Below are 12,976 nucleotides of genomic sequence, written 5' to 3'. Positions count from 1 at the left end.
CTCGCCTGCTATCTTGCTTGTGTTTGGGCTATCTTGACTTGCGGGATAAGGAAATAAAGGTCAATAATCGCAAGTCTCTTTTCCTGTTCGCGAAAAAATGGACCGCCTGCTCCAGTTGGAAGTGTTCTCCAAGACGGCCGAGCTCGGCAGCCTGTCCAAAGCTGCCGAAGCCCTGCGCATGTCGAATGCGGCCGCGAGCCGCCATCTCAGCGCGCTCGAGGAGCGCCTTGCGGTCCGGCTGATCGAGCGCAACACCCGTCGGCTGTGGTTGACGGAGGCGGGGCAGGAGCTGCTGGAGCGCTCGAGCCGGGTTTTGAGCGAACTGGCGGAAGCCGAGGACATCGCCAGTGATCGCGCGCTGTCGCCGCAGGGCACGCTGCGGGTCACGAGCTCGCTGTCCTTTGCGGTGATCTATCTGGCGCCGATGCTGCCGGCCTTCCGCGCGCGCTATCCGAAGCTCAACATGCAGATCACCACCGCCAACCGCTACTCCGATTTCATCGAGGCCGGCATCGACGTGGCGATCAGGACGCGCGAGCAGGAGCCGGATTCGAACATCATCGTCCGCCGCATCGGCCAGATGCGGCGTGTGCTTGCTGCTGCGCCTTCATATCTGGCCAGCTGCGGCGAGCCGGAGCAGCCCGTCGATCTCGCGCGCCATAACATGCTGGTCTACAATCTCGCCAACGATCCCTATTCGCTGCGCCTGCGCAAAGGCAACGGCGCGCAGACTGTCCGCGTCACGCCGACGCTCGACAGCAATGACGGCCAGGTCATCCGCGGCGCCGCACTGGCGGGGCTCGGCATCCTCATCCAGCCGCTCTACATCGTGCAAAGCGATATCGCGGCGGGCCGTCTCGTCCCGGTTCTGATGGACTGGGAGCTGCCGCTGCTCACGATGAACATCGCCTACCAGAACCGTGCCGGACTGCCCGCCAAGATCAGGGTCTTTTCCGACTTCCTGGTCGGCCACATCCGCGAGCATTCGCAGCCGGGGATATGGATCGACGCGGCGAAGTGAGCGACATTCTCGAATTCAGCCATCCGCGCTAGCTGGCGGTAGAGGGACTGGTTCGCGGCGACAAAACAGTCAATGGAAATTTGCCCCCGAAGGCGCGGGCCTTGGGTTGGACACGCGATCCGTCGATCACCTCGAGCTGTCCGCAGCGGTTCAAGGTGTGCAACTTCCTACCGGGCCATGCCGGTCCGGGCCGCAGAGAGTGGCGGACAATCTGCTTGAACGTCGTCGGCGACAGTTCGACGATTTCCGCCAGGGCGAGCGCTGCGCCGTATCCGTCGGCACAATCCTGGACCGGTCGCCACAATCGCTCATTGATGGTGACGAAATTCCCCGCCGGCCGCGCGCTCGCGCGATCGATCAGGACCGGGTTGCTGGCATGCGGCAACCAAGGGCCCATGAGATGCTCGGCGTAATAGATCGCGAGCGAATCCGAATAGCCGCCGGTGCCGTCGCGCCAGGCTCCGAACAGATAATTCAGGCCGTTGTGCCGCGTGATCGTGGCATCGGCCAGCTCGACGCCCGAAAGCAGCGTCGCGTGCCGCTCCCATTTGTCTGGAAACCGAACGCATTTATAGATGGCGACGTCCCCATTGATCGAGCTCTCCGGGATCATCCACAACGCACCATCGTCTTCGATCAGGAAAGGATAGGAGAGGTGCCAGGGCTCGTTCAGCACGGGCACAACTTCTCCGACCGGGCCTGCGTCGTTGAACTCGATCGCGGAAATGATTCCTTTCCCAATCCGGTGATCGAGATCCTCAAAGAAGACAAATGTTCTTCCCTGCCACGTGATGGGGAAGGGATCGGCGTAGAAGTGGTTTCCGGGATCGGAAAGGACGTTCCAGCGAGGCCCAGACAGATCTCCGGTCTGCCAGACGCCTGCACCTCTGTTGATGCGCCATCCGACATGCCAGTGCGGGGCATAGCAGCAGAGGCGATAGATCTCCTTGGCGATCGATATCGCGAGGCCGCGCGCGACGTACGCCGCCGGCGGGCGGCCGTTACCAATTAGGGCGGGGCGTGCCAGCTGCGGCACGATGCGCGGTCGTCCCGACAGGATCGCTGCCAACATGGTCAGGGTTCGTGCCATGACCGTCTCGAGCGCGCCGCTCAAGCCGGCTGCGATTTCTCCGGAGGGGTGGCCACGATCGAGGACTGCACCGTCGACCTCGTCGATGATTTCGATCACCGGCAGATCGCCGGCGAGTATGGCGGCAAGGGCTGCGTTTTCGCCTGCGGCTCCATTGAACAGCGGACGGAGATACTGCCGGGCGGAGCAGTTCGGATCCCGCGCGGCACCGGTGAAATCGACGATCACCTCAGTCGTGCCGGCGCGAGCCTGCATCCGGTCCGGATCGATCTTCAGCCTGTCGGTGCCGCTGTGCTTGCCTTTGTGCAACACCAAACGTTCGAGCTCAAACAGCATGTCGAGACCCGTCGGCCGCGGCTCCGCCGTGGCCGACCATGCGATCCGAACCGGTACATCCCGGCCGTCGATCGACAGCGTCTCGCGGACCATCCACCGCCGCGCATGCTCAATCTCACAGCGAAACCCGATGGTCATGTCGAGCCGATCCGTTTCAATGCGTCCCGATCAAATGACCTGGCCGAGAATTCGAACGTATTCCTCCACCATGGCATCCACTGAATAGCGCAGCTTCAGGCCTTTGGCGTTTTGTCGCAGTTCGTCGCTCAGTCGTTGGTCCGTCAGAAGCTTGGAGACGGCGGCCGACAGCTTGGTATGATCGGAGGCATCGACGAACAGCGCTGTCGGTTTTCCTTCGACGGACAACACCTCGCGCAAGACCGGGAGATCGGTGACGACGGAGGGAACTCCGGCGTTCGCGGCCTCCACAGCGGCGAGGCCGAAGGTCTCCGCTTGTGTCGGAAATACGAACACGTCGAGAGCGGCGAGAAATTCCGCCATCTGGCGCGGGGTGATTTCACCGACCAGATGCAGCCTGTCCGATACTCTCAACTCATCCGCCAACTGCCGCAGCCGGGCCTCGTCGGCTCCCTGGCCGGCGAGCGCGAGATGCCAGGAGGGTTGATCCGGCAACAGACGTATCGCCGCGTCGAGGCGCTTGTGCGGGTGTAGTCTTGCTGCGCAGCCGAGCAGGGTGCGATCCGGCGGCAAATTGAATTTCTGTCGCGCGGCTGGCTTGGTCAGGGTGAGCGCCTTGTCGTCGAAGCCGTGCGGGACATGGACCATGCGCGAACGATAAGCCCTGGGGTAGCGCGAATACTCGCGCTGCATGTCCAGCGAGTTGAGCGTGATGCGGTCGAAGAAGCCGAGGCTGCCCATGACGATGTCGGCGGTGCGGACCGGCCAGCTCATCGACAGCGCGGATGAAACCTGATTGGCGATGACAGGCGCGCGGCAGACGAGGCGCGCCACACCGGCGCCGATGACATTGCCGAAGTGCTGAAAGGTCAGAACGGCGTCGGGCCTTGTGGCCCTGATATGGCCGCCGAGCGTCCACAGCATTTGCAGCAGCGCCAGCGGATTACCCGGCCGGCTCGACGCGCAATAGAGCGTGTCGGGTGGCTCATCGAACGAATCCGACTTGCGGAAGAAGAACAGATTGGTGACCCGATAGCCGCGGGCGGTCAGCCCGGCGCCAAGCAGGCGCGAGATCTCCTGCGCACCCGCGTTCTCCGCCTGGGTCTGTACGAGAAGCACGTGCAGCTTTCGCCCGCCACCGTTGGGCGGCGGGAGTGCTGTCGCAGTCGTCTCGCCCAACGCCTTGTTTGGCTGGTAATGGAGCACGGATCCCGACCCACTGAAGAAACGAATTTTTCAACTTCTTAACCCCGTATCTACCATGCGGGTATCGTCCGGACACCGACTAGCAACAAACGGAGTTAATGCGCGGCCTGCCGCAACGGCGTCGTTCGCGCGGGAATTCCGCTGGTTCCCGACGAAGTGAAGCGAGCGCGTTAACCAATTGGTCATGGCCGCGCCAGGCACGGGTAACCGCGGATTAACCATAGATATTTACGTTGGAGCAGGCACTGAACAGTGTTCGCAGTTGAATCCGAGTAAAATCCATGCCGTTCGGTCGCCGTGCAGACCCGACAAGTTCCGGATCGACCGGTGCCGCCGCGTCGTGGCAAACGCGAAATGCGTCGAACGGCGAGTCGCGCGAATCCGTCCCGCGCTTGGGCGGTGCGCTCACGGCCGCGGGTGCGCTCTCCTTCATCCGGGACAATGCTCGCCGCATCCTGACGCTCGCTCTCGCTATTTTTGTCCTTGGCGTCGTCGTTCTCTTGGTGATCCCGGTTCGGTTTGCGGCGACCGCGCTGGTCGTGGTGGATCCCCGTGAGCAACGCGTGACCTCGGAGCAGGACGTTCTGCCGGGCATCGGGCAGGATAGCGCCGCGCTGCAAAGCCTCGTCGAAGTGGCGAAGTCCGACGGCTTTCTCGAGCCGCTGATCGAGCAGCTCAAGATTCGGGACGACCAAGACATTTCCGGGGGACATACCGACCCTGCGCGCCTGCTCGAGAGATTCCGCAACCGCCTCGACATTTCCCGGCGCGGGCTGACCTATGTCATCGCCATCCGCTTCACGTCGAACCGGCCGGAGCGGGCGGCTTACTATGCCAATGCCATTGCGGAGGCGTTCGTCGCCAGCCAGGGCCGCAGCCGCACCGATGCGACCGACGAGGCCGCCGACTGGCTCAGCGGCCGGCTCAAATCATTGAACGAACGGTTGAAGACGTCGGAGGACGCCGTCGCCACGTTCAAGCTCGAGCACAGGATCGTCAACGCGGGCAAGGATTCCACCACCCAGCAATTGCGGGTCACCGAACTGTCGCAGCAGGTTGCCGCCGCGCGCGCCCGGACCGAAGAGGCGAAGGCCCGCTACGAGCAGGCACAGCGCGACGTGAAGGCGAATGTCGAGGGCCCCATCAAGCAGGATCTGCTGAGCGCCCTACGCGCACAGCGGTCGGCGCTCAATGACCAGATTGCGCAGAAGCGGGCGGTGTTCGGCGATCGCCATCCCGACCTCGTCATGTCGTACAGTCAGTTGACCGATCTCAACAGGCAGATCGAGGTCGAGCGGACGAAGGGCATCGATACCGCAAAATCGGAATACGAGGCCCAACGCGAACAGCAGAAGGCGCTGGAAGGCCAGATGAAGGCGGCGGAATCGCAGCTTCTGGTCGATGGTCAGGCACTGGTCCGGCTCCAGGAGCTGCAGCGCGACGCCGAGGCCAACAGAAACATCTACGAGCAGTTCCTCTCGCGCTCCAAGACGACGAACGAGCAACGCCTGTTGCAGAGCTCTCAGACCAAGATTGCGTCGTCCGCCATTCCGCCGCTGCGCTCGACCCTTCCACCGCTGTCTTTGCTGCTCGCCGCTCTCGCGATCGGTTCGCTGCTGACATCGACGGCGGTCGTTGCCGCCACGGGACGCGGATCGGACAAATCTGCTCCTGATATCCGCGACCCCGAGCCGGCTCCGCGCCAGCCTGCGACGTGGTCACGTCCGCCCGTATGGGCCCGCATTCCCGACTTGACGCCCGGCGAAGTCCCCAGAAACATCTGGCAAGGTCCGGTGTCCGCGACGACCGAGCTCGATCTCGGTCCCCATCTGCGTCCGCTGCTGGAGCGGTTGGAGAAGGTGCCGGGACCTCGTGGCAAGGTCGTTCTCGTGATGTCGGTCGGGAAGCGCGCCGGCGGCAACACCGTCGCGCGGTCGCTGAATCGATGGGCGGTGAACACCGGGAAGCTGAGCGTCCTGATCCGGGTCGAGCCGGACCTCGGCGGTGCCGGGGCTGGCCTCGCCAAGGGCCAGGCCGACGGCATGACAACCGCGGACTTTCGCAGCGTCGACGAGCTCCTGAGCGCCAGCAAGAGGCCCGAGCCGTTGCCTGCGGACGATATTCGTTCGGAGTTCGATCTGATCGTCGTCCACGCCACCTCCCTGGCGTTGCAGCCGGAGGCGGCGGCGCTGGCTGCTCACGCCGATCTTGTCATGCTGGTCGCGCGCGAAGACGCTGTCGACTCGGCCGCAATGCGCAGGGCAATCGCTGCGCTCTCCCGGTTTCCCCAAGTGCCGACGGGCATCGTCGTCAATCGTGTGCCGGCCGGCCCTTCGGCATCGCGTCGCGGCGAAGTGCTGGGATTGGCTGGTTGACGCTATCCGGCAACGGAAAGCCCAGCCGTGCCATTGCCTCGGTTGACCAGAGGTCTATTCGGCAGAGTCCGCGCCACGGACCGCGTAGGCGCTAGGCTTCGATGCCGAGAAGCGCAGAAGCCCCAAAACAGAAGGATCGACCCCGGTTCGCCGGCGACAGAGGATGTTGAGGGCGATGGTCGCGAGCGCCAGCGACACAGTGGCCGAGATCGCTGCGCCAAGAACGCCGAGCCAGGGAATGAGGACGAGAAATCCGACCAGCCGCAGCGCGACGTTCCCGGCAATCACGGGGACATATTCGCGCTCATAGCCGGTCAGCTGCAGGATCGCCGCAGACGGACCGCCCGCCGCCTGGAACGCCGTCCCGATCGCGAGCACGATCAGGACCCAGTGCTGCGCAGCGAAATGCGGCCCGAACAGGTTGAGCAGATGGGGACCGCCAACCCAGATCAGGAAAAGTCCGCTGACCACGCACACCGCGGTCACTTCCGCCATGAGCCGCAACGTTCGCTCGAATTCCTGATGGTTCTTGCTGAAGTACAGCGAGGGGAGCCGACGTGCGCCAAAACTGTACAGTGCGGCCGACAGCATGGCGAAGATGTTGGCCAGGCGCGAAGCGGCAAAGTAAATTCCGGCGGTTGTCGGGTCCAGCATCCAGTAGACCAGAATGACGTCGAAATACTGGTTCGCTGCTTCGAGGATGGAGGCGATCCAGAAATGGAGCGCACTCGATCTCCAGCGCGACGTCTCGGATCCCACCGCCGTGCCGCGGAAATCCGGCAGGGTGCGCGCAATCGCGATGATCTGTGCGATCAGTCCGACCGACATTGCAATCGTCATCACGGCGATCAATTCGGCGGGATCGAGCTGGCGATGGCCGAACATGATCGCGAGCAGAAACAGCACGACGCTGACGCGCCAGAAGAACTCCCGGTTTCCCTCTCCCATGAGAATGCTGACCAGCGAGCGTGCGATCTGGCTGCCGAGCATCAGTCCCGCATTCACGGCCGTGTAGGCCGACACCGCGAGAACCAGCAGCCACGAGGCGCCCTTGATGTTCGCGCCGATCGCGATTGCGCCGATCGCAATCAGCATAGCGACGGAGGAAATCTTGAGGCTGGATAGCAGCACGCCTTTGGTGAGATCAGGCTGATTTCCCACCCGATACTCGTTCAGAAATCGCACCAGCAGCGATTCCTGTCCCACCAGACCGACGACCGCCGCCATCTGGGCCACCGAAAGCCAGGTCGCAAAGATGCCGAACCCATCGGGCGACATCGTTCGTGCGGCAAGCGAGAACAACGCGAACGCAAGCGCGCCGCTACCAACCTTGAGGAGGATGGTTCCGGCAACACCGCGCGTCACGTCGCGCCGCATGAACTGGATGATGGATTCGATCATGGAGATTTAAGGGGCGACCTCCCCTGAAGAGACATATTCCGATACTTGCGACAGCCTAGCATGCCGAAAAACCGCGAGTGTTAATGGCGGCCTCCATGATCCTGCCGGCCGCGGCGACGTCGCGGCCATGCCTGTTGCTTCACTATGGAACATCGCTGACCCCATTTGTCCCAGATCGAGCAAAGTCCGCCCGATCGCGTGGCAGCACAGCGCCGCATCGACGGCCGATGAGGCGAGATGAGCCGCTCGAATGCGGACCGGCTCGCCGGGAATGGCCTTCCCGAGCAAGGCGCGTGCCGAATCTCATCGGGCCGGGCAGGTCTCCGCTGCATTAACCGAGATATCGAGAAATGATCGCGTTTGGTCCTGCGATGCGACATCAGGCGAGAGAATTGCACGGGCAACCATCGTTGACCGTGGGAGCCTGGACCATGACGGCGGATAGCAACGTGCCCGAGCCGATTGCCGCAGCAGGCCCTTCGACGATCGTCGCCGACATCGCGATCGTTGGCGGCGGCCTCGCGGGTTCGCTCGCGGCGGCCGTGCTCGCGCGGGCAGGGCATCGGGTCGCTCTCGTCGACAAGCGCGCGGTCTATCCGGACGAGTTCCGGGTCGAGAAAATCGGTGGCCATCAGCTGGAGATGTTGCACAAGCTGGGCTTCCTTGACGCGCTCGACAATGTGGCCTGCCGATACGATCAGGTGCTCAATATCAGGGAAGGCAAGGTGGTCGATGTCAGCGTCGGCCGGGCTTACGGATTAGCCTATGCCGATCTCGTCGCCATGGCGCGCAGCCAACTGCCTGATCCGTCCAGCCTGATCGTCGACGAGGTTACTGCCGTCAACTGTAGCGACGATGTCCAGCATATCGAGCTCGCATCCGGACGGCGTATAACTGCGCGCCTCGTCGTGCTGGCCACGGGCATGGCGGGCGTTCTCGGCTACAAGCTCGGCATCAGGCGGCGTGTGCTGGCCGAGCGCCATTCGGTTTCGTTCGGCTTCACGATCGCCCGCCGGGACGATGCGCCGTTCGATTTCGAAGCGCTGACCTGTTACGGCGAGCGCACGGCGGACGGCATCGATTATCTCAGCCTGTTTCCCGTGCGTGCCGGCATGCGGGCAAACCTCTTCATGTTCCGCGACCCGACCGATCCGATCATGCGCGAGTTGCGCCGCGAACCGGAAGCGACGGTTCTGCGCCTGCTGCCGGGATTGCGGCCTTACCTTGGCGATTTCCGCGTGACCGACCGGGTGCAGAATTGGGTGATGGACCTGTCCGTCGTGGAAGGACATCTCCAGCCCGGCGTCGTGCTCATCGGCGATGCCTTCCAGACCAATTGCCCCGCCGCCGGCACCGGCGTCGCCCGCCTGCTGGTCGACGTCGAGCGCCTCTGCACCGAATATGCGCCGCGTTGGCTCATGACCGAGGGCATGAGCCAGGAGAAGATTTCGGAATTCTATTCCGATCCCGACAAGATCGCGGCGGACCAGCAGTCACTGAAGATGGCGCGCTTCCGGCAGGCCCTGACGTCCCGCAGTGATATCGGCTGGGACGTGCGGCGGCGGCTGCACTTCCTGCGACGCAGTATCACCCACCGGGTCGATCAGATGCGGCCGGGCTGGCTCGCGCATGTTCGAAGCGCGCTACGCGCCTGAGAGCCGCGCCCGTCGGGTCCTCGCGCTGGTCAGCGCGTGGGCGTCGAGGTGCGGGTCGGCAGGAGCCTGAACTCTGACATTCGCTTGGCGGCCAGTTTGAGCCAGGGAGCCTGTTTCAGAGCGAACAAGGAAATGGCGCCCGTGGTGCTGCCGGCCTGCGTGACCGCCCACATCGGCGAAGGCTGCGCGCCGAACAATTTCTTGTAGGGCTCGTCACCGATGGTGAAATCGAGCATCCGATCCCCACGCTCGATGCAGTCCTTCGCCACCTGCTCGAACATCAGCGCGCCCAGGGACTGGCTCTTGTATCCGGCAATGTCGAAGGCGCTCATGATGACGAGGAAGTTGCCCTGATGGCAGAGCCCGAGCACGGCGGCGATCACCTCGCCATCCATCTTCATGGCGTAGAGCCGGACAAAGGAGCCGAGGCCGCGGTGCGCCATTTCGGAATAGAAGCCGTAATATTCGGGACGCTGGAGCAGATCTCCGTCGCCTTGCGCCTGAAAGCGCGGACCGCGAAATTTCCGCATCACATCCAGCGCGTCGAGGACGGAGGCGCTGTCGCTGCAGCATGAAAAACTTAAGTCCCCCTTCTTCTGGAGCTGGCGGGATTTTTTTGCGAGCTCCTTCTGGTAGGAACGGTCCATCGCACTGGCGCGCCATTGCTCGAACGGCGCGACAAGAACGGTCGCATAGGCATTGGAGTCCATCGCGACGCGGCGGGGCGTCGCCAGCAGGTTCTCGATCGGAAGCCGTCCGTCCGGCAGCTTGGTCATTCGGAGCAGATCGAACGGGCGAATGAGACACCGGATTTCTGCGCAGGCACTCTCGTCCTTGAGCAGCTCGGAAAATACCTGCGGGCTGCACACCGGCGCCAGATAGTCGGAGACGCGGAGGTCGGCGAATTCGACGGTCCGTATCGGGCCGCGCCGGATCCGCAGCAAGGGCAGCACCATCGCAAGGGCGCCCGTCGCGCGGTGGCGGACCACGACAACCAGAGGAGTTGCGCCTGCATGAGACGCGAGCCTGGTGTAGAGGGTGTCCAGCCAGAGCGGATGCTGGAACGCGGTGGCGGCCGAGTTATCAAACAGCGCCGCGTAATCAGGCGACAGGAAGTCGAATCCCTGCTCGATGGCGATGTCGAACGTGTTGCTAGGTCTGTTCATGATAACCAGGGAAACCGGATAGCTCGGGACGATCGATCGAGCCGGACATGCGCTTTATAGCAGGGTCGTTACGGGCGAGACACCGGCGGCGTGCCGTTTTCATTAATGCCTCGCGCAAGGCTCATATCGTTACCAAACCGTTAATTTCGCAACGGCGCCGCCTGGCGGCGTGGAGATCGACCCGCGCTAGCGAATTATTAACCGCGCTTAAGGAAGGTCATCTCATGGCCAGTCTGCAGACCGAGGTGGATTCCGGAGCACCCGGGAGCGCGATCTGGAAAACGCGCAGCATTGGCGTCGAGAGGATTGCCAGGGTCGCGATCAGCTGTTCGATCACCATCAACGTGGTCGCATCGATGGGCATCTTCAACGCCGCGCTACTGCCGGCGGAGCTGAGCTTTCTGCAACAGGCCATAGCCCTTCTGATGTGGGCTGTCCTGATCTACGCAAGCGCATTCGTGCAGCCGCGCCTGCGGTTGCAGGTCAACCCCGATCTGGTGGCGCTGGTCGCATTCTACGCCTTCGCAATTGTCTCAGTGTTCTGGTCCAGCCTGAGCGTCGCAGCGATCATGAAGAGCGCGGCGCTTGCGATGACGACGTTCGGCGCATTCTGCCTCGTCACGCGCGTCGACCTGGACGAAATCGTGAGAGCCACGGCCCTTGGGCTTCTCATATTGGTCGCCGCGTCGGCTGTCTGTGCGGTAGCCGTGCCCGACATCGGGATCGACCACAGCTGGATGCACAACGGTCAATGGCAGGGCGTCTACGAATCGAAGCAAACGCTCGGCTTCGTCGGCGCGTATCTGATGTTCTTGGCCAGCTATCGAAAGATGACGGGGCAGGGGTGGCTGGCCTTCCTCGCCGTGTTCCTGCTGGCGTCAACCTGTGTCTTCGCGTCGGAATCGCGCGGCGCCGGCGCTGTCGCTCTGGCCGCCTGCGCCATGCTCGTGACTTCGATGTGGTCGGTCGGCTGCATGAGGCTCTATGCGCTCCTGCCGTTCATCATGTGCGTCCTGGCCGGACTTCTGATCCTGTATTTCTACGCGACGGGATACGACGCCATCCATATCGGCGATGCGAGTATCGATTTCACCGAACGGACCTTCATCTGGCACTACGCAATAAGCCATTTCAACGATGCGCCGCTGCTCGGCTTCGGCATCAACGGCTTCTGGACGATCCCGTCTATCTACGATTATTTCGAACAGAACCACGGCTGGGTGCTCGACAATTATCATAGCGGCTACATCGCGATCTTGATGGAAACCGGATTTCTGGGGTACACGCTCTTTGCCGCGAGCGTCCTCCTGTTCTCGCACAAGATTCTCCATCTGATTTCCGCTCGCACGATCGACCGGTCGCGTTGTGCTCTCATCATCGGATTCGTCGTCCTCAGCTTTCAGACCAATTTTACGGAGACGACGTTCCTTCGTTCGACGATGTTCACATCGGTGCTCCTGGTGGGTTTTTTCTTTGCGGCATGTAGGCCGGTGCGACCGACCGAATTCCAGACTTTAGGAATGGAAGCAGTATGACCGCCATGCGCGCGCGTTGGCCGAGAAGCTTCAATCTTGCGGCCGCGGCGTTCTTCCTTGCATTGCTGGTCTCCCACGCCCATGGGGCCGAGCAGGCCGCCTCCCGTGACACGCCAAAACTGGGCCGCGGTATCAACATTCTCGGCTACGATGGAATCTGGGAAGGCGGCCAAAACGCGCCATTTCGCTTGGACAATTTGACCGCGATCAAGAAGGCCGGTTTCGCGCATGTCAGGATCAATTTCTTCGGCTTCAAGTTCATGGGCCCGGGGAATGTCATGGACGAGATCGTCCTGAGACGGCTTGACGCCGTCATCGAGGAGGTTCTCGCGAGGAAGCTAGTTCCCATCGTCGACGAGCACGATACCCACCTCTGCCAACGCGACGTTTCCGAATGCGCCGAGAAGCTCAAGGCATTCTGGCGGCAGCTCGCCGAGCGCTATGCCGGCAAATATCCGGCGCTCGTCTTCGAGGTGTTGAACGAGCCTGGCGGAGCAATGACGTCCGCCGGCTGGAATGCGCTCCTCAATGAATGTCTCGGCATCATCCGCCGCACCAATCCCGAACGGCCGGTCATCGCCGCCGTTCTCAATACCGATGAGATCCCTGTCGACGAGCTGGTTCTGCCGGCCGAGGACAGGCATCTCATCGTCACGTTTCATTATTACGCGCCGATACGGTTCACCCATCAGGGCGCGCCGTGGTCTCCGACGTTTTCGCGGATCGGGCCCCTGGACTGGGGCAGCCCGGAGGATGAGGCGAAGGCTGACGCCGACTTCCGGAAGATGAGCCTCTGGGCGGAGAAAGAGCAGCGCCAGGTTTATGTCGGCGAGTTCGGAGTTTACGAGCGTGCACCATCCGACAGCCGGCAGAGATATTTGTCATTCGTGGCGAGAAGCGCCGACAGGCTCGGCTGGTCTTGGGCCTATTGGCAGTTCGATCACGACTTCGCGGCGTTCGACAGTGCGCGTCAGGCCTGGAAGCCGGGTATCCTGCGTGCGCTGATGCCGCCGACGCGTTGAAATCGCGTCCCCGAGTCCGCTCATTTCGCGG

Annotated in this window: 9 protein-coding genes; 5 read left to right on the top strand and 4 right to left on the bottom strand. The window is 62.7% G+C overall.

All coding sequences use genetic code 11. The features are described 5' to 3' along the window. Positions 1-97 precede the first annotated feature (97 nt). Entirely contained in the window at positions 98-1,021 is a 924-nt protein-coding gene (locus C7G41_RS09250) for a LysR family transcriptional regulator (protein WP_106942281.1), read from the top strand. A 28-nt stretch (positions 1,022-1,049) separates the two neighbouring features. Here C7G41_RS09250 and C7G41_RS09245 read toward each other — a convergent pair whose 3' ends face one another. Both C7G41_RS09245 and C7G41_RS09240 read right to left on the bottom strand, forming a co-directional pair. Further along, positions 1,050-2,585, bottom strand: a complete 1,536-nt coding sequence (locus C7G41_RS09245) for a hypothetical protein (RefSeq protein ID WP_106942280.1) — start codon at positions 2,583-2,585, stop codon at positions 1,050-1,052. A gap of 30 nt (positions 2,586-2,615) precedes the next feature. After that, the gene (locus tag C7G41_RS09240; protein ID WP_106942279.1) at positions 2,616-3,791 is read right to left on the bottom strand and encodes a glycosyltransferase family 4 protein; all 1,176 of its coding nucleotides are present in this window, start codon (positions 3,789-3,791) and stop codon (positions 2,616-2,618) included. A 281-nt stretch (positions 3,792-4,072) separates the two neighbouring features. On the opposite strand from C7G41_RS09240, the gene C7G41_RS09235 reads away from it, so the two are divergent. Next, complete coding sequence (locus tag C7G41_RS09235) at positions 4,073-6,166, top strand: GumC family protein (RefSeq protein WP_106942278.1); 2,094 nt, start codon at positions 4,073-4,075, stop codon at positions 6,164-6,166. A 54-nt stretch (positions 6,167-6,220) separates the two neighbouring features. Here the strand turns inward: C7G41_RS09235 and C7G41_RS09230 are convergent, their stop codons facing one another. Next, complete coding sequence (locus tag C7G41_RS09230) at positions 6,221-7,567, bottom strand: lipopolysaccharide biosynthesis protein (RefSeq protein ID WP_106942277.1); 1,347 nt, start codon at positions 7,565-7,567, stop codon at positions 6,221-6,223. 431 nt (positions 7,568-7,998) lie between these two features. Here C7G41_RS09230 and C7G41_RS09225 point away from each other — a divergent pair, with 431 nt between their 5' ends. Then, the gene (locus C7G41_RS09225; RefSeq protein WP_106942276.1) at positions 7,999-9,222 is read left to right on the top strand and encodes an NAD(P)/FAD-dependent oxidoreductase; all 1,224 of its coding nucleotides are present in this window, start codon (positions 7,999-8,001) and stop codon (positions 9,220-9,222) included. A 29-nt stretch (positions 9,223-9,251) separates the two neighbouring features. Here C7G41_RS09225 and C7G41_RS09220 read toward each other — a convergent pair whose 3' ends face one another. After that, entirely contained in the window at positions 9,252-10,388 is a 1,137-nt protein-coding gene (locus C7G41_RS09220; RefSeq protein ID WP_106942275.1) for a GNAT family N-acetyltransferase, read from the bottom strand. A 224-nt stretch (positions 10,389-10,612) separates the two neighbouring features. Here C7G41_RS09220 and C7G41_RS09215 point away from each other — a divergent pair, with 224 nt between their 5' ends. Continuing rightward, positions 10,613-11,923, top strand: a complete 1,311-nt coding sequence (locus tag C7G41_RS09215) for an O-antigen ligase family protein (protein WP_106942274.1) — start codon at positions 10,613-10,615, stop codon at positions 11,921-11,923. Then, a complete protein-coding gene (locus tag C7G41_RS09210; RefSeq protein WP_106942273.1) occupies positions 11,920-12,945 on the top strand; it encodes a glycoside hydrolase family 5 protein in 1,026 nt (341 codons plus the stop codon). Before C7G41_RS09215 ends, C7G41_RS09210 begins: the two co-directional genes overlap by 4 nt. Positions 12,946-12,976: the final 31 nt, after the last annotated feature.

The sequence above is a fragment of the Bradyrhizobium sp. MOS002 genome (genome assembly GCF_003020115.1).
In the GTDB taxonomy this organism is placed as follows: domain Bacteria; phylum Pseudomonadota; class Alphaproteobacteria; order Rhizobiales; family Xanthobacteraceae; genus Bradyrhizobium.
The sequence above is the reverse complement of the archived record's forward strand: the minus strand, read 5'-3'. Positions and strand labels throughout refer to the sequence as shown.